Source organism: Bacteroides sp. CACC 737, assembly GCF_013874375.1.
GTDB classification, from domain to species: Bacteria; Bacteroidota; Bacteroidia; order Bacteroidales; family Bacteroidaceae; genus Bacteroides; species Bacteroides uniformis.
In genome coordinates this window covers 3,464,667-3,489,643 of sequence record NZ_CP059408.1, presented here as the reverse complement: position 1 = coordinate 3,489,643, position 24,977 = coordinate 3,464,667, and the positions used below count along the sequence as shown (strand labels likewise).

At 42.9% G+C, this 24,977-nt stretch carries 18 protein-coding genes and 2 tRNA genes; 8 read left to right on the top strand and 12 right to left on the bottom strand.

Going from position 1 to position 24,977, the window contains the following annotated elements:
* Window positions 1–43: 43 nt before the first annotated feature.
* From H1A11_RS14680 to H1A11_RS14640, 9 genes are all read right to left on the bottom strand, one after another.
* Entirely contained in the window at window positions 44–2,227 is a 2,184-nt protein-coding gene (locus tag H1A11_RS14680; RefSeq protein ID WP_181757377.1) for a serine/threonine-protein kinase, read from the bottom strand.
* The gene (locus H1A11_RS14675) at window positions 2,224–4,143 is read right to left on the bottom strand and encodes a serine/threonine-protein kinase (protein WP_138344686.1); all 1,920 of its coding nucleotides are present in this window, start codon (window positions 4,141–4,143) and stop codon (window positions 2,224–2,226) included. The genes H1A11_RS14680 and H1A11_RS14675 overlap by 4 nt, the downstream gene beginning before the upstream one ends.
* Before the next feature lie 52 nt (window positions 4,144–4,195).
* Window positions 4,196–5,785, bottom strand: coding sequence for a serine/threonine-protein kinase (locus H1A11_RS14670; RefSeq protein WP_226791250.1), 1,590 nt, complete (start codon window positions 5,783–5,785; stop codon window positions 4,196–4,198).
* Between the two features lie 5 nt (window positions 5,786–5,790).
* Window positions 5,791–6,159, bottom strand: a complete 369-nt coding sequence (locus H1A11_RS14665) for a hypothetical protein (RefSeq protein WP_129643329.1) — start codon at window positions 6,157–6,159, stop codon at window positions 5,791–5,793.
* Between the two features lie 13 nt (window positions 6,160–6,172).
* A complete protein-coding gene (locus H1A11_RS14660; protein ID WP_131225583.1) occupies window positions 6,173–7,273 on the bottom strand; it encodes a leucine-rich repeat domain-containing protein in 1,101 nt (366 codons plus the stop codon).
* Window positions 7,274–7,304: 31 nt separating this feature from the next.
* On the bottom strand, window positions 7,305–7,949 hold the full coding sequence (locus H1A11_RS14655) for a hypothetical protein (RefSeq protein ID WP_117958803.1): 645 nt from the start codon (window positions 7,947–7,949) through the stop codon (window positions 7,305–7,307).
* 136 nt (window positions 7,950–8,085) lie between these two features.
* Window positions 8,086–8,796, bottom strand: a complete 711-nt coding sequence (locus tag H1A11_RS14650; RefSeq protein ID WP_119961369.1) for an FHA domain-containing protein — start codon at window positions 8,794–8,796, stop codon at window positions 8,086–8,088.
* Window positions 8,797–8,812: 16 nt separating this feature from the next.
* Complete coding sequence (locus tag H1A11_RS14645) at window positions 8,813–9,187, bottom strand: LytTR family DNA-binding domain-containing protein (RefSeq protein WP_009037653.1); 375 nt, start codon at window positions 9,185–9,187, stop codon at window positions 8,813–8,815.
* Window positions 9,188–9,193: 6 nt separating this feature from the next.
* Entirely contained in the window at window positions 9,194–11,101 is a 1,908-nt protein-coding gene (locus H1A11_RS14640) for a serine/threonine-protein kinase (RefSeq protein WP_181757376.1), read from the bottom strand.
* A gap of 792 nt (window positions 11,102–11,893) precedes the next feature.
* Between H1A11_RS14640 and H1A11_RS14635 the strand changes: the two genes are divergently transcribed.
* The 3 genes from H1A11_RS14635 to H1A11_RS14625 are packed head-to-tail and all read left to right on the top strand — an operon-like array spanning window position 11,894 to window position 13,934.
* Window positions 11,894–12,367, top strand: coding sequence for a hypothetical protein (locus tag H1A11_RS14635; protein ID WP_138344680.1), 474 nt, complete (start codon window positions 11,894–11,896; stop codon window positions 12,365–12,367).
* An 11-nt stretch (window positions 12,368–12,378) separates the two neighbouring features.
* Entirely contained in the window at window positions 12,379–13,176 is a 798-nt protein-coding gene (locus tag H1A11_RS14630; protein ID WP_181757375.1) for an inositol monophosphatase family protein, read from the top strand.
* 53 nt (window positions 13,177–13,229) lie between these two features.
* On the top strand, window positions 13,230–13,934 hold the full coding sequence (locus H1A11_RS14625) for a ComF family protein (protein ID WP_119961373.1): 705 nt from the start codon (window positions 13,230–13,232) through the stop codon (window positions 13,932–13,934).
* 1 nt (window position 13,935) lies between these two features.
* Here H1A11_RS14625 and H1A11_RS14620 read toward each other — a convergent pair whose 3' ends face one another.
* The 3 genes from H1A11_RS14620 to H1A11_RS14610 all read right to left on the bottom strand — a co-directional run bounded on the left by H1A11_RS14620 (window position 13,936) and on the right by H1A11_RS14610 (window position 14,896).
* Entirely contained in the window at window positions 13,936–14,541 is a 606-nt protein-coding gene (locus H1A11_RS14620) for an outer membrane beta-barrel protein (protein ID WP_119961374.1), read from the bottom strand.
* A 186-nt stretch (window positions 14,542–14,727) separates the two neighbouring features.
* Window positions 14,728–14,801, bottom strand: a tRNA-Asn gene (locus H1A11_RS14615).
* A gap of 21 nt (window positions 14,802–14,822) precedes the next feature.
* Window positions 14,823–14,896, bottom strand: a tRNA-Asn gene (locus H1A11_RS14610).
* Window positions 14,897–14,977: 81 nt separating this feature from the next.
* On the opposite strand from H1A11_RS14610, the gene H1A11_RS14605 reads away from it, so the two are divergent.
* The 5 genes from H1A11_RS14605 (at window position 14,978) to bglX (ending at window position 24,716) form a co-directional block, all read left to right on the top strand.
* Window positions 14,978–15,961, top strand: coding sequence for an adenosine kinase (locus H1A11_RS14605; RefSeq protein WP_119961375.1), 984 nt, complete (start codon window positions 14,978–14,980; stop codon window positions 15,959–15,961).
* A 22-nt stretch (window positions 15,962–15,983) separates the two neighbouring features.
* Window positions 15,984–17,675 (top strand): S41 family peptidase, encoded by a 1,692-nt coding sequence (locus H1A11_RS14600; protein ID WP_138344678.1) that lies wholly within the window; start codon window positions 15,984–15,986, stop codon window positions 17,673–17,675.
* A 229-nt stretch (window positions 17,676–17,904) separates the two neighbouring features.
* Window positions 17,905–19,305: a DUF5723 family protein gene (locus H1A11_RS14595; protein ID WP_171030405.1), complete on the top strand. Its 1,401-nt coding sequence runs from the start codon at window positions 17,905–17,907 to the stop codon at window positions 19,303–19,305.
* Window positions 19,306–19,422: 117 nt separating this feature from the next.
* Window positions 19,423–22,257 carry a hypothetical protein gene (locus H1A11_RS14590; RefSeq protein ID WP_119961378.1) on the top strand — a complete coding sequence of 945 codons (2,835 nt, stop codon included), beginning with the start codon at window positions 19,423–19,425 and terminating at the stop codon, window positions 22,255–22,257.
* Between the two features lie 167 nt (window positions 22,258–22,424).
* Window positions 22,425–24,716, top strand: coding sequence for a beta-glucosidase BglX (bglX, locus tag H1A11_RS14585; RefSeq protein WP_119961447.1), 2,292 nt, complete (start codon window positions 22,425–22,427; stop codon window positions 24,714–24,716).
* Window positions 24,717–24,977: the final 261 nt, after the last annotated feature.

The following is a 24,977-nucleotide window of genomic DNA, read 5'->3' as shown; positions in this document are numbered from 1 at the left end:
AATCGTATAGAAGGAAGTACCTGCTATCTCTACGCGAACTCTATTACTCATTCTCAAGTTTGCGTAGATTTTTTTGGGCAGTTTCACTTCCTTGTTCTGCTGCTTTCCTATACCATTTTATTGCTTCTGCCTTGTTCTTAGGAATACCGGGTTTTCCATATTCGTATATTAGCCCTAAATAAAAAGATGCACTAGCATTGCCTTGTTCTACTGCCATTTTATACCACTTTACTGCTTCCAAGGCATTTTCTTTCTCGTATATATCTCCTAGTCGTTTTAAGGCTTCAGCATCCCCTCTCTCTGCAGCCATTTTATACCATTTTATAGCTTCTGGGTCTTTTTTTCTGGCTCCATTGGAATATATCTCTCCTAATTTTTTTTGGGCTTTAATATCTCCTTGTTCTGCAGCTTTCTTATACCACTTTATAGCTTCGTCTATATCTTCTGGAATGCCTACCTTGTAGAAAAACATATTGCCTAGTCTATACTGTGCATCCACATTTCCTTGTTCTGCCGCTTTCTTATACCATTTTGCAGCTTCTACCCTATTTTGAGAAATACCTTGCCCATAATCGTACATATATCCCAATTTATATTGGGCACTTGCAATGCCTTGTTCTGCTGCTTTTTGATACCATTTTATTGCTTCCGAATAATTTCGCGTAACATTAAGTCCCGTATAATACAAGTTCCCCAGTTCATTTTGGGCTTTTGCATTTCCTTGATTTGCTGCTTTTTGATACCATTTTTCAGCTTCAGTAGCATTCTTTGCGACATCCCGACCAAGAAAGTACATTCTTCCTAACTCATATTGGGCCTCTGTATTCCCTTGCTCTGCTGCTTTGGCTGTTTCCTTAAAGCCGTTCTTTTTCTTTGGAGGCATATTGGCACTCATGGCACTCAGGTTTGCTGTTTCGGTGTTTTGTTGCGCAGGGCGTTCTACATTCCCGGTCGCTGCATTTTCTTTTACATGAGAATTCGGGTTTATATTTTCAGCAGATGTGCTTGCATGTACTGTTACTGATGATGCGTTATTCGGTTCAGAATTTGTTACAGTGTCTGTTGCGGACAGCCATTCTGTTTCTGTATCTGTATCGGAGTTGGAACCTGTTCTGGAAGTAATATAGGCTATAATTCCTCCAATAGACAGAACAGCTATTAGGACAAGAATAATATATTTTAGATTTTTGGGGTGGGGCTGGGAAGATATGTCGTCACTTGAAGGCATAGTCTGTTCTTCATTGGCGGATGTTTGGATAACCGTAGCTTCCTCCAGCGTTATTCCTATATCTTCTTTGGGAGTTGTTTCCGTATCCTTATTTTCCAATATACTTAAAAATGCGGCTACACTTTGCGGTCTGTCTTTTTTCATAGCCGACATGACTTTTGCGATACTGGCTATTAACGAATCGCTTACTTGATGTTTTTGTAGCTCATATGCAGGAAAACCGTTATTCAATATTTCTGAAGCCTCTGGTGGACGGATTCCCGTCAACATCTTATACATAGTTGCACCAAGCGCATACACGTCCATCGTTGCCGGGAAGTCTTTACCTTCATGATAATTACTCTGTTCTATCGGTGCATATCCGGGGGTACCACTTCCCACTGTAGTGCTTGTTTCCGGTTTCCCATTTTCGTCATATTGCTTGGACAAGCCAAAATCGATAAGTACGGCTTCCTGATTCTTACGGAGCATAATATTTCCAGGTTTCAAGTCCAGATGAAGCATCTTATGAGCGTGCATGTAAGATAGAGCGTCTCCTATCTGTTTGGCATACATAATGCTTTCTGCTTCCGTCAAGCCTTTTTGTTGTGTGATGTATGTATCCAGATTTCCTCCATCTACATATTCCATGGCGTAGTAGACTGTGTTGTTGGCCTCGAAGTATTCCAGCACTTTAACGATATGGGGATGGTTCAGCTTACTCAGGTTTTCGGCTTCGCGCGAAAACTTCTTTTTGTAGTCATAATAGACCCCTCCTCTGCTTCCACAAGTAACAGTATTTTCTTCTCGTCCATTGATGTCTTTCATGAAGAACTCCTTGATGGCAACTTGTATGGTTGTTTCGAGTTCACCCAATGCTCCGGAAACTTTGACTTGGGTCATAGCCAAGTAGGTGATGCCGAAAGAGCCTTGACCCAATATCTTTTCTATGGTATAGGTATGTGATTTACCATATAAAATGGTATTTTGTTTAAGTGCATAATTATTTATATTACTCATATTATTAAGTAGTTGATTGTTTGTTTGTTATTATTTATGTTACAATTGTAACAAATCTCTGAATTAAATCTATCTGCTGGAGAAGATGCAAATTTGGGAACTCGTTCTTCAAGGCTCTTTCTTTTTTTCTTTCTTTGTTGCTCTTCTTTCTTTTGTTTTTCTTCTTTGGGGATAACAGGGCGAATGGGGAGTGCAACATTATTGGGCATAACCCTAACTGAATCTTTCAATAGGAAAGCGCGTCCTCTTTTGAATTTGACAAATCCCCCTCCTATTAAAGCTACGGAACCAGTCCAATAATATGCTATGGAACCGCGATTTTCTATATTTTGTCCGTTTTTGATACCGACAGCAGGCAGAAATATATTGTTGCCGTTGGGTCCGGTAATTTTGTATCCCCCTATTTTTTGGTAAGTGGTCCATGTTATCTTGCACTTATCTCTAAGTTCCATGAATTCTTTTGCTGTTGGCATACGCCAATATTTCCCTAATTGAGTTCGGGCAATATCATACTCCGAGCCACAAATATCATCAAAATCATAAATGTTAATAGAGGTAGGTCCACTGCTGGCTGTTCCCGTGGAATCTCCCCAGTAGTATAAATTCCCATATTCTTCAGGAGTTGAGGCACCGAGATTCCACCCGGCCCATCTTACACTTAAACCTAAATCTACAATTTGATCTGTTGAGATTTCATTGTGTTGAACATTGGTTCTTGTTTGCCCAATTTCTGTATTAGAGTTCTCATACCGAATAGATGAATCATGCAGAGCCGAATTATTCATAGATATAGGCGATGTAAGTATAGCACTGTCGGATACAGTACTGTCAAGCCCAATAGCTAAAGAGTTGTCTTGTGCGATATTACTCGTCTTGTTGGTTCTGCTGAGCCAAATAGTACATAATATAAGGATTAGAGCTATAACTCCCCAAAGCCATTCTTTTTTGAATAAGAAAATTCGTTGAGGCTTTGGAATGGAAGAAGGATGCTCTTTTGCTACAAATTCATTTTTAGGGGTATCTAATATTGTAGTTTCATTTTCCAAACCAGGTTTTATCCCTTCATTCAATAATGTGAGAAATTCATTAATGTTTTGCGGTCTATCTTTGCATCGAGGTTGCATTGCACCTTGTATGGCCTTTCTTATCAATGGACTTATCTTTGTTGGCAATGCTGGCAGTCCCTCGTCATTCACATCACTGGCCTCTGGCGGTTGTTGGCTTGTCAACAAATAAAACAATGTTGCTCCGAGAGAGTAAATGTCTGTACCTGGTGAGAATGTTTTTACTCCACCTTGCTTATATTGTTCCAAAGGTGCATATCCTTTGCTGATACCGATTGGCGTACTACTTGTTTGGTTACCGGTGTCATCATAACGTTTGGATATACCGAAGTCTATTAGTACAGCTTCTCCATTGTTCCGAAGCAGAATGTTGGATGGCTTTACGTCCAGGTGCATGGTTTTACGGTGATGAAGATATTCCAACGCATCAGCTATCTGGAGGACATAACTTAATGCTTCAGAATCGGACATTGCTCCATTGGTTTCAATCCGTTCTTTTAAAGAACCGCCATCTATATACTCCATTACGTAATAAGCTGTGTCATTTTCTTCAAATACATCATAGATGGATATAATGTGTGTATGCGCCAATCCTGCAATGATTTGGGCTTCTTTGATAAACTTTTGGCGGAATCGTTCTACTAACTCCCGGCTACTTTGGGTACCCATAATGATATGTGAAGTCTTCTCATTGCGTTCGCAGTAGTCTTTCATGAAGAATTCTTTGATGGCTACTTGACGGTTCAATCCGGTCTGAAGGGCTTGGTAAGTAATTCCAAAGCCACCTTGTCCCAATATGGACTCTATCTTGTATTTTCCTCCTTGAAGGAAAGAACCTGATTGTAATTGCATAGTTTTTTATTTTGGCGGAATTTAAAATTAAAATAATGCAAACTATAACAGTTTATTCTGATACGGGGCGAACGGAATTTCCCTCCTTACAATAGTCGCTGTACAACGGACTCCAGCCGTTAATACTGAAGACGAGGCTGGAGGCGCTACTAGAAGTGCTATTAGCTGTCTTTCGTGTTCCTGACCAATAGCGGCCATTTCTTCCTCGACCATATACCGTTCCACCGTAAGCGTAGCAGTATCCTGATGCAGGGAGGAAGATTCGATTTCCATTCGGTCCTGTTACCATATAGCCTGCAACTTTTTTGTATTCAGTCCATTTCCATATACATTTATCAGATAATTCTTTTAATTCTTGCTGTGTAGGTAGCCTCCATTTCTCTCCCCATTTAGCACGAGCAATGTCATATTGAGTGCCGCTAATGTTGAAAGGGGGAGTGCCACTGAGAGAATCGTTACTATTTGTTGCTTTTTTTTCTCCGGTCGGGTCCGCCCATCCATATAGTCCTCCGTATTCTTCGGGAGAAGATGCTCCGACATTATAGGCTGCCCATTTCACACTCAAGCCAAGATCTACCGGATTGTTTTCAGTTGGAATTACTTCCGTAGCAAAGGCTTCTTCTTTAAGAGGAGTGGTATCACTTGGTTTTTGAGTAAACCAGACAACTGTTGCTAACAAAAGTGCGACGACAACCCCTATAAATATGGGTAACTTGTTACTGCTGGAGGGCTGTTTTTGGGGAGGCAACTTTTCTTTCTTGGCAATGATGGTAATATCCTCTCTTTCCGGTTTATTCAACAATTCTAAAAAATCTTTTATGCTTTGTGGACGTTGTCTTTTGGGTTGCATGGCAGCACGAATCGCTCGTTCGGTAGTTGCCGATATGTTTGCGGGTAAGGCTGGTAGTCCGTCATCGAACACAATGTTGGCAGCCGGCGGTGTCGTTCCGGTCAGCAATTTATAGAGTGTAGCACCTAATGAATAAATATCTGTAGTTGGTGTGAATATTTGCACTCCTCCAGCTACATATTGTTCCATTGGTGCATATCCGGTACTGATACTTACCGGAGTAGTACTGGTCTGTTGCCCGCTTTCATCGTATCGCTTGGATAGTCCGAAGTCTATCAACACTACTTCTCCCTCTTCTCTCCGCAAAATGTTTCCAGGTTTCACATCCAGATGGCTCATCTGCCGTTGGTGGATATAGTTCAATGCTCCTGCTATTTGATGGATGTAATGCAGCGCTTCCGTTTCTTGTAGTGCACCGTATCGCGTCACATATTCTTGCAGAGAACCTCCTTCTATATATTCCATCACATAGTAAGCTGTGTCGTTTTCTTCGAACACATCATGTATACGGATAATATTAGGATGGTTAAGTCCGGCAATGGATTGTGCTTCTTTTATGAATTTTTGCTGAAAACGAGCTACGAGTTCACGGCTTCCTTCCGTCCCGATGGTAATGTGTGACGTATCGGCGTTGCGGTTGCAATACTCTTTCATAAAAAACTCTTTGATGGCTATCCTACGGTTTAGTCTTGTTTGCCATCCTAAATAGGTGATGCCAAAGCCGCCTTGCCCAAGTATTCCCTCTATTCTGTATTTACCCTCTTGTAGAAGGGTGCCCTCTATCAACTGCATATCAATCAATTCCCTTTCTTTTCCCAGTTATTCAGTACTTTTTTCAAGTTCTCTTTCTTTATTTCTGCCATTTCTAATTGTATCGTTACGAGTTGGGAACGTAAATCCAGGCAGATAGAGTCTTGCCGGTCATTTAATCTCTCCATTGTCTCAGTGGAGACATCATTGTAGGTGGCATTCCGCTTTTTGTCTTGTTCCTGTATCTTCTTCTGAAGAGACTTTTCCTGAGCACTCAAAGCTTTTAGCCTGACGGCCTGAATTGTGTCGTTATTACTGCGTACATTTTGGGGGTGGAATGTGGATGCGTGCAGATTACTCATGATACAACACATCAGTAATAGGCACGAGGCGATTATAATATTTTGCGGCTTCATTGTTTCTGTATATTTAGGGTTTATCATATTTTGAAAAATCTTTTACTCCGGATAACATGCTTTTCCCCAGCATATTAGTGGGTTCCACTATTGAGGGTATCAGGGCATATTCGGGTGGGAATCCTTCGGGAGTGTTGGCCGAAACTTCAGCATATTCTCCTTCTGTGGAGCAAAGTGCCTCTTTATAGGAACTTAGTGCTGTTTGGGGGATGAGCAGTTTGATTTTCAGCTTGCCGGCAATTTTTATCAGGAATACTTTTTGTCCGTTGAGCTCTGCGGTGGATATCGGTTCTGTTCTGCGCATGATGATTTGCTCCAGGTGTTCCATCTGGGAGAACTCCCGGTACGAGAGTATCTGTAATGAAGCAGGCAAATCGATTTGGGTTATATTGGGACAATCGATTAAAGCCTTCCAGCGTATAGCGGTGGTGCCGTCGGGAATACGTATCTTTCCTGAGCGTCCGCGGGGGCAACCTAACAGAATTGTTTTGTCTTTGTTATAGAGCATTCCGTCTATGGAAGTAAAGTTTGGATTATTGGCATCCACTTCTATGCTTTGCAACTGTTTCAATGATTTCAAATTCTGCAGGCTGATGAGCTTTGCCGGGATGACGATGGAGGTCAAACGGTCACTCCAGCGGAACATTTTGAGGTTCACTTGTGTCCAGTCGCTGCCCAACGTTACCTGCCCGATTGCTGTACACCGGAAGAATACTCCTTCACCAAAGCGGACGCTGTTGCCGGGAAATACGATTTTCTCTAATCCGCTGCAACCTTCAAAGGCAAAATCGCCTATGGACGAAAGCCCGGAAGGCAGTACAATGCCTTTTAGGGAAGCTGCATTACTGAATGCCTTCTTGCCAATGCCGACAACACGGTATATCGTGTTGTTGTGCTTTACCCTTGCCGGAACGGATATCTCACCGGTATACAGAGAGGGTTGGGGGGCAGAGATGTTCCCTTGGTAGGTAACTTCCACATGTTGTTTCTTTGCATCTACAATGTTGAAGAAGAATTTCTCTCCACTTTTTCCGGTGACGGTGAAATCGTGTGCGTAGAGCAGGGAGGTGCTTCCCAATAATAGGATGAATGTGATTATATTTGTTCGTTTCATAGCTTTAGTAAATATAGTGTGATGAATAGAATTAGGCCATGTAGCCGGTTACGTCGGCATCATTTATATAGTCGGGTATTGGGTCATTGTCTGCCAGCAATGTAGCATCCTCGTTTACGCCGGTTGCTTGTGTGGTTGCCATAGACAATCCTTCCATGCGAATGCCTGCCTCTTCTATATTGATGACCTCATTGTCTGTAATTATTCCATTATTGTCCATATCTGCCACCATGGCATCTGCTATTCCATCCCGGTCGATGTCAACGACAAGAGTTTCTTGTCCGTTGACAATAACACCGGCTATATCCATTTGCGAGCCGTCTTCGCACGTAACCGTTTCATAGGAGACCACACTGATGGTATCTTCGTTATGCGGTTCATCGTTGCTGTTTCCGGGCATGATAGGTGTGGCAGGGGTATCAGGCTTCTGAGGGGCAATTGGCTCATTGGTTAAAGGTACTTCCGAAGTTACTGTAGGGGTATCAGTGTGGGGAGGCTGTACCGGTCCTTCGGTGACTGGCTCTGTTGCAAAAGCTGTCTGGGCCATTGAACCGGCCGCTACGCCTATTGCAGCTCCGATGGATGAGCTGGCGCCATTTTGCCAATTGTAACTTTTCTGTTCCACATTTTTCTGTGTGGAATTAGTGCTTTCCTGGTTTGTTTTTTTAGTCTTCATAGTTGCTCATTTTTAATGGTTTATAACTTATTCTGCAACAAAAATATAAAGAGAGGCATACAATGGCAAATTTCAAAAAGTATACTACATAAACCCTGCGGTTTAAGGTATCAATCCCTCATTTTTCAAGGGATTCTTACTTCTCGGTAAATTTGGATTTGCAATAGGGACAGCTCGTCATCTTTTTCAGGTCGTCATACTGTTGATATCCCATGAAATGATGGCATTCCGGGTTGGGGCACACATAGTCCTTATGAAATTTCTTATCAAGGTCGTCCAGAAACCTGGGAAGTGTAGAAGATGACCGGTAGGTTATCACAAAGAAATAGATGGCCAATAAAAGTCCTGCAGAATATAGAATGACACGCAAAGCCGGCAGGTCGGCAATGCCCGGAATAAATCCGCAGAAAATGGCAGACATGGAAAATACGCCTGTTACAGAACGGATTGCTGCAGACTTCTTTTCTTTTATCTGTATCTGGAGTTTGGTGTCGTGAAATTCGTCCCATACTTCTTGTAGGTGACGGATAGAGAACGATTTGGGTATTGATGCTCCCAGCCCTTTTATAATGGCCGCTATATCCATGAAGTAACGGTCTGACCCCAGCTCTATGCGGTCTTTTCCGGAAATGTGCTTGGACTCGATTTGCACACCATTGACGTAAGTGACGTTTTCGGGTTTCAGATTGGTAATGATATAGCCTCCTTTGTCATCGGTCACCACTTTACAGTGCTGGCGGCTGACGGATTTGGGTACGCTGTTGGCGTTCCCCCAAAAACGGTCTTGGTTGTTTATGCTGATACGCAGGCGGGATGCACCGGCTTCTCTTCCTATGATAAGTTCCATGGCATTATTGTTTTTATTATGCAGATTTTATATTGAGGAATATTTCTTTCAGTTTTTTCAGTGCTTCTTTGGAAATCTCCAGTTGAAATGCAAATGATGAATAGTCACTTAAAACGAGTCGCTGTTTGATGACATTTATCTGGTAAACATAGTTCAGATTAATGATGAACCGTTTGCCGATACGGGCAAAGCAGCGTGCCTTTTCTTTCAGTCGCTCTTCAAGGACTTTTTCGGTCTGGGCTAAATTCAAGCAAATAATACCGCGTAGCTTGTTCGTAAGTATTATATTGGTGTAATTTCCATCAGACTCAAAATATACAATCTTGGAAATGTCCAATCTAAGAAGCTCATCGCGTGAATTGAAAAACAAGAAGTTGGTTGTCGTATCCATTGTAACTTATTTATTATTTGTTTTTAATGTATCCTCTTCTGTATAGCTGTTTGATATTAATCCGATTAGAGGAATTTTTACTCGCTTTTTGTACTTTACATCTTCGATAATGATGTCACATAAAAAGTAACTTATATCGATGGTGATTTCTATTGTTTCAGGAGAATATCCTAAATAATCCTTTAGCGGAATGATAAAACGTCTACTGTCTATTTCCATAAAGTAGGAGTCACCGTCTCCGGGAAATGTGGCGCTGCGCCTTAAAGGGAAGCTGCAGAAATTGCATAAAAAAGAGCATTCTCTGACATGATTCTCTAGTGTATACCCCGCCAATACTTTAAAAGGCAGACAATCAAGGAAGGCAAATGAACTTATCTGGCCAATAACAGATGAATACCATATAGATAGGGCTTTAGGCAAGAATTTCCAGTATAGTTCTAAATCGGTCATAGGTATGGCGGGAGATGTTACATCATATTCTTGTAAGATGTGCTCTTCAGCAGTTCCCACTCCGGAGTATTCGGCCTCATAAAGGCCTTCTCCGTATTCGGCAATGCAGTATTCCTCTTTGGAGCAGATGCAGATAGGCATGTCATTTGAATGGATGATGCAAGGTACCGCTGAGGCGATATGGATTTCTTCAGTAACCCGTATCTTTGATGTTTTATCGTTGTCAAAGTACTTGTTGATAAATCTTAATACATTAAAATAATGGCACAGACTTTTCCTATATGTTATGACCTTGAAACGGCTGTCTTGTATAAACTGGCGATTTTTCTTGATGAATGCATCCAGTGAGGTGTTGAAATGTACAATTACCGGATTTATAGGCTTTTCTATTATCTCTTCTACCTGTGTTTTTCCTTCCAGGGGCAGTTCATAAATATTGTCATTCAGAAAATAAACCAGTTTGTCGTCTTGGACGTAATAAAAGGCAATGCCTTGATATGTGGCATGCTGCTTATTGTAGGAAGTGTGTTTGGCACTTTCATCAGTATGGGAGTTCGTAGTGCTATGGGTTAAAGCCACGAACTCATTTACTGTTTGAGGGCGCTTTATCCTCATGGGAGCCATTGCTTTTTTTATGGCCGATATTGTTTGCGCGCTTATGTGCTTTTGCCGTAGCTCTTCTTCTGCAAATCCTTCATTTAGTATTTCAGAGGCTTTGGGCGGGGTCTTTCCTGTCAGCATTTTAAAGAGAGTGGCCCCTAAAGCGTAGATATCCAATGTGGGTGCGAGTATTTTCCCATATTCTTGCGAACCTTGCTCTAAGGGGGCATAACCGGGAGTACCAAGGCCAATAGTAGTGCTTGATTCCGGTTCTCCGTTTTTGTCGATTTGTTTGGATAGCCCAAAATCTATCAGAAACAAAGTGTTATCAGTACGTCGCATGATATTTTTAGGCTTTAAGTCAAGGTGCAGCATCTTTTGGGAATGCATATATTGCAATGCTTTTCCTATCTCCTCTACATATTGTAGCGCTTCTTTTTCCGGCAACCCTCCTTTCTCCAATATATATGCATCCAGACTGCTCCCTTCGATATACTCCATTACATAGTAGTAGGTGTTGTTCTCTTCAAAAGACTCTAAAACCTTAACGATGTTTTGATGGTTGAGGCGAGCTAGGTTTAAGGCCTCTTTTTGAAATTTCTTTCCATATTTGTATGCAATGCTATTGGGAGATGGCTCATAAATATCTCCTGATGAACTTCTGGCACTTACATCTTGTAGAAAAAATTCTTTGATGGCTACGGATACATTGCTATTCAAGATGCCTAATTCGCCTTTCAGGCAAATTGAAGCCAAATAGGTTATACCGAATGCTCCATGACCTAATACACCTTTAATTTGGTAGTTGTAGGAATGGCCATGGAGTATAGTTCCACAAGATAAAGTGTGAATGCTGCTTTGCATGAATCTATATGTCTGTCTAATTGTTGCTGATACTTGCCTCTTATTTCACTGTGAAAACATATGATTGGGCAGAGTCTTAGCCGTTCAAAGTTATAGAACTTGTTAATGAATTCAAAAGCAAGAAATGTGGGAACTGTACTATTATGCATATTTTCCGGTTATGTGGCTGTAATATGATGTTAAGTGTGACAAACTTTTCTGCTCTACTCTTCTGGGACGGATATTTCCTACAGTTGAACACAAGAGGACTGTAAGCTGGAGTAAAAGGGACGGGCACTTCTTGGCTGAAATACCTGCTGTTTGTCATCCGGATATTTGTAGTTTATAGTTGCGCACAGTTGTGGAACGCTTTCTTCACAGTTGTGGAATAACTTTCTCATTAATGTGAAGAAGGCGTATCACAACTGTGCGCAACTGTTTTTGATGTGGTGTTGGCGTAGGAAAGTACTCTTCTCTGTGCAAGGAGGACCTGCTTCTTGTATAAGAGAAGCCTGCTTTTTTGTAAGAGGACACGGTTATGTAAGCAAAATCTGCTTACATACTTGCATGGTGGTTGCTTACATAACTTAATGCTCTGTGCAGTAGGTTGCTATATGTGTCTATGCAAGCATGCAAGTAGAATGTGCGATAAAGTTATAGTATAGAACTTGAATAGATTCTTGTTTGTGGATTTATCTTTTGCAAAGTCTTGGAATATACTGCCGGAGCACTGATGATAATGGAAAAGAAACTTTTTAAATTGCCGATTTGTTCTTAACTTTGTCAAGCAAAAAGCAATTAAAAAGAGAAAAGATGAATGTAAGAGGAATATCTATATGCTTGCTATGTGCCGGAGCGCTGTTTGTGGCTTGTGGTAGCAAGAGGGGAAAGACTGTGGAAGTTGCTGAACAAGCCGATACGGTACATGTCGTTGGTGGTGATAAGGATAAGCATGGTTGCATTGCATCTGCCGGATATACCTGGAGTGAGGTTCAGAAAGACTGTATCCGTCTGTGGGAAAAAGGAGTCCGTATGAACGCTGTGGATGATGCGGAGAAGGTGTTGTTTCTGGTGTTCAGTCCCGATTCTACCCAAGTGGAACTGTTCTTTTCGGAAGAGGAAATGCCGAACGAGATTCTGGAGCGCCGTGGTCTTCCTTCGGGGGGATATGCTTGGAATGTGGAAGATGATGATACAAAGAATGTGCGTTTGGAAGATGGAAGATGGACGGTCAGCCAGCGCGGTCGGCTTATTTACCGGCAGGCGGAAGAGGCTGCGGGGAACTAATATGTAGAGAAATGGAGGATTTGAAGATATTGACAGAGTCTGTCTGCTGCATAGCCCGTGAAGCCGGATATTTCTTGAAAGAAGAGTGGAAAAACTTCAGCCGGGAAGCGGTACAGAAGAAACAAGCCCATGATTATGTCTCTTATGTAGACAAGGAGTCGGAGAGACGGGTGGTGGCTGCGCTTCGGGAGCTTCTTCCCGAGGCTGGATTTATAGCTGAGGAAGGTTCTGCTGTCTATCACGATGAACCCTACTGTTGGGTAGTGGACCCGTTGGATGGGACAACGAATTATATTCATGATAATGTCCCCTATTGTGTCAGCATCGCTTTGCGCGACAAAGATTCTCTGCTGCTGGGAGTTGTTTATGACCCTTGCCGGGATGAATGTTTTTATGCCTGGCAGGGAGGTGGCGCTTATGTGAATGGAGAACGGATGGAGGTCTCGTCTGTCCAGCAGGTGGAGGATGCCTTTGTAGTGACGGAACTTCCTTATAATTCCGACCGGTATGCACGTACCGGTGAGCATTTGATTCATGAACTTTACGGGCGTGTGGCAGGCATCCGCATGACCGGTTCCGCTGCGCTTGCCATCTGCTATGTGGCTGCCGGACGTTTTGATGCCTGGCTTGAGGCGTTTATCGGCAAATGGGACTTTTCTGCGGCTGCGCTGATGGTGCTGGAGGCTGGTGGAAGAGTCACTGACTTTTGCGGTAGTGACGCCTTTTTGGACGGACATCATATCATTGCCACTAACGGACCGCTGCATCCGTTGTTCTTGAAGCTGGCAGGTGAGGTCTCGCCATTATAGCAAACAAGGCGATGGAGTGTATTGCTCTGTTGCCGTTTTTTTAATACTATACGATGAAAAACATAGTTAAAACCTGGTTCTTTTCTTTTGTCCATCTCTTCTTTCCGCGTCAGTGTGCCGTGTGTGGTGCTATCTTGCAAGAGGGTGAAGAGGGCATCTGCATGAAGTGCAATATGGATATGCCCCGGACAAACTATCATCTTCGTAAGGACAATCCGGTGGAACGTATGTTTTGGGGGAAGATACCTCTGGAATATGCCACATCTTGTTTCTTTTACCATAAAGGGAGTGATTTCCGCCGCATTCTCCATCAGTTGAAATATGGAGGGAGGAAAGACCTTGGCGAAGTGATGGGGCGGTTTATGGCGGCGGAGTTGTCGACTGCCGGTTTCTTCGGTGATGTGGATGTCATTGTCCCCGTTCCTCTGCATCCGCGTAAGCAGAAAATGCGCGGGTACAATCAGAGCGAATGTATAGCTCGCGGCATTTCCGCTGTCACCGGTATTCCCGTAGATACTGCTTCCGTTGCCCGTATGAAGCATACGGAAACGCAGACCCGTAAATCCTCTTATGAACGGTGGGAGAATGTGGACGGTATCTTCTGTCTGCGTCGTGCTGATGCTTTTGCAGGGAAGCATGTACTGATTATAGATGACGTATTGACTACCGGTGCCACCACTACGGCTTGTGCCGATGCGCTCAAGGAAGTGGAGGGCGTGCGCATCAGTGTATTGACACTGGCGGTGGCGGCCTCATAAGTCAGAAACGATAACGGCCGCCTGCTACGATTGTTCCGGTATATCCTACTCCGAATTCTGTGAAGAAGGCAAACCGGCTTCCGTATTCGATGCCTAGGAAACTGAATTGATAAGAGAATTTTGTCTTGTGAAAGACTTCTCCTCCAAAACTGTTCCGGAGGAAATAGGCACCGAGCCCTGCTGAGGTATACAGAGAGAATTTGGGGCGGGTAAACCAGTGCCACCGGAAGGTGGGAAGAACATACAGATACCTTCGGTTGTCTTTGGTGTTTTCATCCAAAACTTCATAAAGGCTACTGGCCGTTCCTCTATTACCGGTTATTCCTCCGGTTACGCCCAGGCTGATTTTGCGGTTGAATCTATAAATATAACTGATGTTCAGAGCACCGTAATAGCTGGTCTTCTCGCGTGTATAGATTCCAAAACTTGCTGTCGGAGCAATAAACTCTTCGGCTATACTATTAGCATCGGTAATGGGGAGGAAGCCGTAACTGACGGATATTTCATGGTGGCGGAATTTTTCCCGCGCAGAAACAAGAGAGGTTTGTGCTTTACCTGCGGTACATAGGTTGAATCCTATGACTAAAAAGAATAAAAGAGTTTTCATTGTAGTTTGGTGCTTGGATTAAGATATGTCTTTCTAATAAATAAAGACAGGTGCTTTTATGAAATTCCTTACTTTACATTTGGCAAATGTATGTTAAATCTTTGAAAATGAAATAGAAGTGTTTGTCTTTTGTGTGGGATAATGTGGGAAAACAAAAAAGGTTCGCCTGATTGACGAACCTTTTCGCTCTTCCTCTTGGACTTGAACCAAGGACCCTCTGATTAACAGTCAGATGCTCTAACCGACTGAGCTAAGGAAGAATATGCATTCAAGTTTTTTCGCTCTTCCTCTTGGACTTGAACCAAGGACCCTCTGATTAACAGTCAGATGCTCTAACCGACTGAGCTAAGGAAGAATGTTGTTTTTTCTCAAATGCGCTGCAAAAGTAATAGGATATTTTGAAATATGCAATATCTTTGCAAAAAAAATATCGAAGATGGATAAAATAATTGGGTTGGGCAATGCTTTGGTTGATGCACTGGCAATCATTGAGGATGATAATATTTTGACGGAGATGCAGCTCCCGAAAGGAAGTATGACTCTGATTGATGAAGATAAGTTCTTGAAAATTAGTGAATATTTCAGCCGGATAAAGACGCATCTGGCTAACGGAGGTTCTGCCGGAAATGCGATTCGGGCAATGGCATGCCTTGGTGCAGGTACGGGATTTATCGGAAAAGTAAACAATGATTTTTACGGTAACTTTTTTCGGGATAGTCTGCTGGAACATGGGACAGAGGCGGATTTATTGCTTTCCACTACCCTTCCGTCCGGTGTAGCCTCTACGTTCATTTCTCCTGATGGAGAGCGTACTTTCGGCACTTATTTGGGGGCGGCTTCTACATTGAAGGCGGAAGATCTTTCGCTGGATATGTTCAAAGGATATGCTTATTTGTTTATAGAGGGGTATCTGGTGCAAGACCATGATATGATTCTCCGTGCCATTGAGCTGGCTAAAGAGGCTGGTTTACAAGTATGTTTGGACATGGCGAGCTACAATATAGTAGAAGGAGACCTTGAATTTTTCTCTCTGTTGGTCAACAAATATGTGGATATTGTTTTTGCCAATGAAGAAGAGGCAAAGGCCTTTACAGGTAAGGAACCGGAGGAAGCATTGGACATCATTGCCAAAATGTGTAGCATAGCCATTGTAAAGGTGGGTGCCCGTGGTTCTCTGATTCGTAAAGGTACAGAGATGGTGCAGGTACAAGCGGCTCCGGTAGAGAAAGTGGTGGACACTACAGGAGCGGGCGACTATTTTGCAGCAGGTTTCTTGTATGGACTGACGTGTGGCTATTCGCTGGAGAAATGTGGCAAGATAGGCTCCCTTCTCTCCAAAGATGTGATACAAGTGGTGGGTACGGAGCTTCAGGCAGCACAATGGGAAAAAATCAAGGAAGAAATTTTATTAATTAATTAGCATATTATCACATAGACATATTATGAGAAGAATTTTAAAGATACGCTGGATGGTTGCCTTGCTGATTGTAGCGGGAGCCGTTTGTTTTTGGGGGTTTAAGAGTGGTGATAGCCGTAGTTTCCAAATAGCAAAGAATCTGGATATATTCAATTCCATTGTGAAAGAGTTGGATATGTTTTACGTGGATACGATTGATCCGAACAAGACTATCCGTGAAGGTATTGATGCCATGCTTTACTCGCTGGACCCCTACACGGAGTATTATCCGGAAGATGACCAAAGCGAACTGGAGCAGATGCTGAAGAATTCCTATGGCGGTATAGGTTCTGTGATTACTTGGAACCCGAAACTGAAACGTTCCATGATATCTGAGCCATACGAGAATATGCCTGCTGCCGATGTAGGCCTGAAAGCCGGAGATATTTTGATGGAAATTGACGGAAAAGACCTTGCCGGAAAGAACAACCAGGAAGTCAGCGAGATGCTTCGCGGACAAGTGGGTACCAGCTTCAAGCTGAAAGTGCAACGTCCCGGTACAGAGAAACCGTTGGATTTCGACATTGTGCGCCGTTCCATCCAATTGCCGTTCATACCTTATTATACGGTGCTGGATAATAATATAGGTTATATCAATCTCAGCACCTTCTCGGGGAATCCTTCCAAGGAGTTCAAGCAGGCTTTTCTGGACTTGAAGAAGCGGGGGATGACTTCGTTGGTGATTGACTTGCGGAACAATGGGGGTGGCTTGCTGGATGAGTCCATAGAGATAGCCAATTTCTTTCTGCCTCGCGGAAAAACACTTGTGACGACAAAGGGTAAGATTAAGCAAGCCAGCAATACCTACAAGACATTGCGTGAACCGTTGGATTTGGAAATTCCTTTGGCTGTTCTGGTCAATGGCGGAACGGCTTCCTCGTCAGAAATCCTTGCGGGTTCTTTGCAGGACCTTGACCGTGCGGTCATTATCGGTAACCGTACTTTCGGTAAGGGATTGGTGCAGACCACCCGTCCGTTGCCATACGGTGGTACCATGAAGCTGACGACTTCTAAATATTATATTCCCAGCGGCCGTTGTGTGCAGGCTATCGACTACAAGCACCGGAATGAGGACGGCAGTGTGGGACGTATTCCGGACAGCCTTACTACCGTGTTCCATACGGCTGCCGGACGTGAAGTGCGTGATGGCGGAGGCGTGACTCCGGACATTGCGGTGAAGCAGGAGAAGCTGCCCAACATTCTGTTCTATCTTGTCAATGACAATCTTATTTTCAATTATGCAACGGACTATTGCCTGAAACATCCTACCATCCCTTCAGCAGAGAAGTTTGAAATTACAGATGCCGATTATGCGGACTTCAAGGCGATGGTGAAGAAGGCGGACTTCAAATACGACCAACAGACAGAGAAGATGCTGAAGAACCTGAAGGAGATGGCCGAATTTGAGGGCTATCTGACTGATGCTTCGAAAGAGTTTGAAGCGCTGGAGAAAAAATTGTCGCATAATCTGGACCGTGACCTTGACCATTTCTCCAAGGACATCAAGAGCATGATTGCGGTAGAAATCATCAAGCGTTATTATTTCCAGCGTGGAAGCATTATCCAGCAGTTGAAAGATGATGATGACTTGAAAGAGGCTGTAAAGATACTGACTGCTCCGGCAAAATACAAGGAAATGTTGAGTGCTCCGACAGTGACGTCAATGTCTCTGCAATAAAGAAAGGAGGCAGCCCCGGTTTTTCTGAGTACCGCTACGAGAGCAAATGAGAATGTTTATGATGAAATAGTATAAGGGCATTCTTAAGAGGATTCTTTTATTTGCTCCTTAATTTATACCGGATAGTCTCTGTATAAGCCTTTTATACACGGCTATTCGGTTAAGTTGTTTGTAGGGTATTAACTTGTTTTATATTTTTGCAGGTGATAATGAAAATATTGACAAGGTTATGAAACGATTGAATTCTCTGAAAGTATGGCTGTCTGTGGTATTGTTGCTTTGCTTCTCTCTTTCCGGACAAGCCCAGTTTCTGCGCACTTCCTACTTTATGGAAGGAAGTAGCCAGCGTATGCAGCTCAATCCGGCCTTGATGCCGGGACGCGGTTATCTGAATATTCCCGCGATAGGTTCGTTGAATGCTACCGTCAACTCCAGTTCCCTGGGGTATAGGGATATTATGGACATTATTGAGAACAGTGATGATAGCGACTATTTCATGAGCAATGACTTTATGAACCGACTGGATGCTATCAATAACTTGAATGTGAATTTGAGTACCGACATTCTGTCTGCCGGGTGGTATAAAGGAAAGAACTTCTGGTCAGTCAATGTGGGGTTGCGTAATGATATCGGTGCTGCCATACCGAAAACCATGTTCCAGTTTATGAATAACATGAGTAACCTGGAGTTTGGTGACAATATTTCTGACTATTTGGGCATTAACGAAACCATTAATGGACAGAAGCTTGAGATAAATTCCTATGCAGAAGTCGGCGTTGGCTTTGCAAGGAATATAACAGACCGACTGGCTGTAGGCGGTAAGGTGAAGATGCTGCTGGGTATCGGTAACTTAAAGCTGAACATTAACCAGATTCATGTGGAAACTCCTTCTGTGGGCTCTTCAGGAGTGACGAGTAAAGCTTCCATTCAAGTGGATGCAACTTTGGAGAACTCGTCAAAGCTGTTAGAACTTCCCGAGAACGAGAATGGTGATTATATCGATGAAATCGATTTTGGCAGTTTCGGTTTTGCCGGATATGGTGGGGCTATTGATTTGGGAATATCTTACAAGTTACTGGATAAATTGACACTTTCTGCTTCAGTTCTTGATTTGGGCTTTATCAAATGGTCTAAATCGAATACCAGTATAGCGCGAGCCAATGCAGAGCAGACTTATGATCTTCTTGACCCGGCCTCGCAGCAGGAGTTCATAAATATTGTGAACAGCGGCGAGATTCTTAACTATGACATGTTGCAGCTCAAGACAGAGGAAGCTTCTGAGAAGAGCCGTACCCGTGGATTGACTTCTACAATGGTTCTTGGCGCTGAATATGCCTTGCTGAATGATTGGCTGGTAGTGGGTGCCTTGTATACCGGTCGTTTTGCCAAGCCGAAAACTTTGAATGAGCTGACTTTCTCTGCCTGCATCCGTCCGACGAATGCTTTCAATGTAGCTGCCAGCTATTCCGTACTTCAAGGAGCCGGTAAAACCTTCGGTCTGGCACTGAAACTGGGGCCTTTCTTTGCGGGAACAGACTATATGTTCTTTGGCAAGAATACGAAGAATGTCAATGCTTATTTGGGTGTTTCTATTCCTTTGGGAAAACAGAAAGCTGCTGAAATCTTATAAAGTGAGTTGTCAGTTGTCGTGGGTTATCTTTCTATAAAAGAGGATAATCTGCGATTTTGTTTTTACGAAAACGCAAAAAGCTTTATCTTTGCTGGTAAATACCTATAAACAGTACTCATGAGAATTGCAATAACGTTTCTCTTGTTTTTGGTTTTCAGTAGTTTGCTGCAAGCTTCACCCATACCTTTTTCTCCTATAGTGAGGAGCTATTCAGTGTCGGATTATAATGCTGGTATTCAGAATTGGGCCATTGCTCAGGACGAAAGAGGAGTGATGTATTTCGGTAATAACAGTGGGCTGTTGGAATTTGATGGAAGTGCTTGGCGGCTGTATGAATTACCGACAAAAGGAATTGTGCGTGCTATATATATCAGTGAAGATGGAAGAATTTATGTAGGCTCTTACGAAGAATTCGGTTATTTTGTCCGTACTCCTTATGACACTCTTCAATATCATTCATTGAAAAATAAGGTGAAAGATTTTGTGTTTCATAATGACGAAATCTGGGATATTGCTTGCGTTCAAGGAGAAATTGTATTTCAATCATTCGGTTCTCTCTTTTTTTATAATGGAAATTCGGTAGAAGGTATTCGAATGAAGAACCTTCCACTGAATTTGTTCCAGGTTGGAAATACTTTTTATTCTCAAAGAATAAACGGCGGACTTTATGTCTTTGCCGGTAGGGAAATGAAAGAACTTATTCCCAGAAAAGCATTTGGAGATAGTGATGTCCTGGCCGGGCTCCCTTATGATGATGCGGTTTTAATGTTTACCCGTAATCAGGGAGGTTTCCTGTATCGAGATGGGAGGGTAGAAAAATGGGAAACTGAATGTGATGATATATTCAGGAAGCATACCATTAATCGTGCGGTGATGACCAAAGACAGTTGCTACGTTGTTGGCACAATATCTGATGGCATATATGCGTTGGATAAAAAGGGAAAGCTGATTTGGAAGGTCAATACGGATAATAAACTACAGAACAATACTGTTTTGAGATTGTATTGTGATGATGACAACAATATATGGACAGCTTTGGATGAAGGTATTGCCTATATACACAACAATTCTTTAATCTATTATTATGAACCTCCATTTCGTAAAATAGGCATGGTATATGATGTCTTGGTAAGGGAAAATGAAGCTTATATTGCTTCTAATCAGGGACTTTATTGGCTTAAGGATGGAAAGACTGAATTAGTTCCGGGTTTGGAAGAACAAGCGTGGTTCGTCGATGAATGGGGAAAACAGATTTTCTGCGGGCACAACAAGGGGACTTTCTTTATATCAGGACTGAAATCAAAGCTGGTATCTGATGTAAAAGGAGGGATGTGTATGGAAAAGATTGAATTGAAGGAACAATCTTTTTTGTTGGAGGGAGCTTATGCGCTTCTGAATTTATATACGGAGACTGCTTCGGGAGAGTATTGCTTTACTCGGTCCTTACGTGGGTTCAGCCACATGATTCGTCATATAGAAGTGGACCATCAAGGGAATATTTGGGCGAAACATTTAAGGAATGGTTTGTATCGCTTTCGGATTGATTCGGATATGAAGCAGGTAAAGGATGTGCGGAAGTATGAGAGCTTGGGAGAAGTGAAAGGTGGGAGTTTTACTTTGTTCAAAATCAATGGTCGGGTAGTTTTTTCTAATGGGGAATATTTCTATACTTACGAAGATATGACTGATTCGATTGTTCCTTATGAAACAATGAATGAGCAATTGATGGAATTGAAAGGAATCAAGACTGTGAGTCATGCGAACGGAGATTACTATTGGTTTGTGGGCGACAGGACTGTGTTTTTGGTGAAGTGTGCGATAAATACTTTCAATATCGAACTTCGGATTCCATATTCTTTGTTTGACGGTCTGGCTGTGGAAGAACGAGGAAGCGTGGTTTATGACAAGAGAAATAATCATTCCTATCTTTGCTTGAATAATGCCATTGCCCGTATTGAAACAGATAGTTCCTCGTTATATAAATCTCAGACCAGGCGTTCTTTATGGATTTCAGAGATGCAGGTTACTGAGGAATTCAGTGATAAACGGAAGACATTGGTCGTGCAGTCGGGAGTCAAGGTCGAACATGAGTTTAATACAGTGAGTTTTACATTGTGCTATCCGGTTTATAACGATTATACTTATAAAGTAAGATACCGGTTGGAAGGGTATTCTGATCAGTGGATACCTGATGGACGCAATTTGCAGAAAAAGTATGCCCGTCTTCCTTATGGAAGTTATGTTTTTCGGGCGGAGATATATGATACTGGTAGAGTTTTGGCATCGGTGGAGTTTCCCTTTGAGATTTTGTCTCCGTGGTATTTGTCTTATTGGGCTGTGGGAAGCTACATTCTGATAGGGTTGTGCCTGCTGGCCTTGCTGCAATATATTGTTTATCGCTTTGTGAAGAAAAAGAAGGACCGTGTGATTGAGCAGCAGCGTGTAGTCCATCAGGCAGAGCTTGAACGGCAAGAGAAGAAGATTATTGAGTTGGAAAAGGAGCAGCTTGAGGCCGATTTGCGTTTTAAAAGTAAAGAATTGTCCAGCGTGGTAATGATGAATATCGCTCATCAGGAGTTTTTGACTTCATTGAAAGAGGAGATACAGAAGCAAAAGTTGTCCGGACAGCATAGTCGTAAGAATTTGGATAAACTTCTTGTTTTGGTCAACAATAATATAGTGTCTGATGAAGAGAACTGGATAATGTTTCAAGCTAATTTTGACCGTATACATGAAAATTTCTTCCGAAACCTGAAACTTCAATATACTGATTTGACTTCAGGAGATTTACGCTTTTGTGCATTGCTCCGCTTGAATATGCCGACAAAGGAGATAGCGAAGTTGCTCAACATTTCTACACGTGGGGTTGATGCTGCAAGATACCGGTTGCGCAAGAAATTCAATCTGCTTCCGGAAGAAAGTCTGACTGATTTCCTTATAAATTTTAAATAACTGTTTTACAGTGGAATATTAATGGGGGAAGTATTAATATTGTACTCCCTCTTTTGTTTTTTAGTGATGGGTGTACTTTTGTTGTAGTGCGGGATGTGGAGGTTGTCGTATGCTTTTCTTTTATTTGCAGCAAAATAATATTTCTATAAATTAAAAGCATGAAAGACATGAAGTATTTACTTTTCAAGTTACAATCATTTTTAGTCTTGTTGGTGTTTACTGCCGTTAGTGCGTATGCGCAGAAATCTCCGGTCGATATGAATCGTTTCATCGACGATTTAATGAAGAAGATGACCCTGGAAGAGAAAATAGGTCAGTTGAATCTGCCGGTTACCGGTGAGATTACGACCGGTCAGGCTAAAAGTAGTAATGTGGCCAAACGTATTCGTGCCGGTGAAGTGGGCGGGCTTTTCAATCTGAAAGGCGTGGAACGTATCCGCGATGTACAGAAGCAGGCGGTTGAAGAAAGTCGTTTGGGTATTCCTCTCTTATTTGGTATGGATGTTATTCATGGATATGAAACGGTGTTTCCCATCCCTTTGGGATTGTCGTGTACATGGGATATGAAGGCGATTGAAGAATCGGCACGTATTGCAGCCATTGAGTCCAGTGCCGACGGTATTTGCTGGACATTCAGTCCGATGGTGGATATTTGCCGTGATGCCCGTTGGGGGCGTGTGTCCGAGGGCAACGGTGAAGACCCGTTTCTGGGAGCAGCCATTGCGCAGGCCATGGTACGTGGTTATCAGGGAAAAGATATGAGCCGTAATGATGAGATTATGGCTTGTGTAAAGCATTTTGCCTTGTATGGTGCCGGTGAGGCAGGACGTGACTATAATACAGTAGATATGAGTCATCAGCGCATGTTCAATGAATACATGTTACCCTATCAAGCGGCGGTTGATGCCGGTGTGGGAAGTGCGATGGCCTCTTTCAATGAGGTCGATGGCATTCCCGCTACTGGAAACAAGTGGTTGATGACGGATGTATTGCGTAAGCAGTGGGGGTTTGGCGGTTTTGTAGTGACAGATTATACCGGAATTACAGAAATGACCGACCATGGCATGGGCGATACGCAGACTGTTGCCGCGTTGGCACTGAATGCAGGTGTGGATATGGATATGGTGAGCGATGCATTTGTAGGTACGCTCAAGAAGTCATTGACAGAAGGAAAAGTGACAGAAGAAGTAATTAATGCGGCTTGTCGCCGTATTCTGGAAGCTAAGTACAAGTTGGGCTTGTTCGATAATCCTTATAAATACTGTGATGTGAAGCGTGCCAAGAAGCAAATCTTTACCAAAGAGCATCGTGCCGTTGCGCGTAAGATTGCTTCGGAGAGTTTGGTGTTGCTGAAGAACGAGGGTAATGTGCTTCCGCTGGCCAAAAAAGGCACTATTGCTGTGGTAGGTCCGTTGGCAGACAGCCGCAGTAATATGCCGGGTACTTGGAGTGTGGCTGCTGTATTGAAGAATGCAACTTCTTTGGCTGAAGGTTTGAAGGCGGTAGCAGGCGATAAAGCCGAAATATTGACTGCGAAAGGCTGTAATTTGATGAGTGATGCCGAATATGAGAAACGTGCCACTATGTTCGGACGTTCTTTACACCGTGACAATCGTTCGGACAAGGAGTTGCTGGACGAGGCTCTTGCTGTGGCTGCCAAATCGGATGTTATTGTGGCTGCGCTCGGTGAGTCTTCGGAAATGAGTGGAGAGAGCAGTTGCCGCACGAATCTTGAAATGACCGACACCCAACGCATGCTGTTACAAGAATTATTGAAAACAGGAAAACCAGTGGTACTGGTGCTGTTTACCGGTCGTCCGCTGGTACTGAACTGGGAGCAGGCAAACGTGCCGGCCATTCTGAATGTATGGTTTGCAGGCAGTGAGGCAGGTTTTGCCATCGGTGATGTACTGTTTGGTGATGTGAATCCGAGTGGGAAGCTGACTACGACTTTCCCGAAGAACGTGGGACAGATTCCTTTGTTCTACAACCACAAGAACACGGGACGCCCTCTTGCCGACGGTGCATGGTTCCAGAAATTCCGCAGCAACTATATAGACATAGACAATGAACCGCTTTATCCTTTTGGTTTCGGCTTGAGCTATACCACATTCTCTTATAGCGACGTGGCTTTGGACAAGACTAGCATGACGGATAAGGGCGAACTGACTGCTACCGTGACTGTGACCAATACCGGCAAGAGAGACGGTGCGGAAGTGGTTCAACTTTATATTCGTGACCTTGTGGGAAGTGTAACCCGTCCGGTGAAAGAGTTGAAAGGCTTTGAGAAGATTTTTCTGAAAGCCGGCGAATCTAAAAAAGTATCTTTCAAGATTACTCCCGAATTGCTGAAGTTCTACAACTACAATCTTGATTTTGTATGCGAGTCCGGTGATTTTGAGGTGATGATTGGCAGAAATAGCCAGGACGTAAAGAAAGCAGCGTTCAAGTTACTCTAACTGATTCTCAAGACGGCAATATGCAGCATTCAAGCCACTGCGTTGAGATGGCATTGTTGCTGCATATTGTCTACATCTTCACTGCAAACGTTTTGCAGTTTTTACTTGATATATAATCTATCGTATAATGGCAATCGGTTATGGAAATCTTATGGTCGGCTTTGAGGCAGTGAAAGGTATGACGTTCTTGAATATGGGATAAAAAACTTCAGAATAGGATAAAAGCCCCCTTTGCTTTTCTATCTTCTTGCTCTATTATAT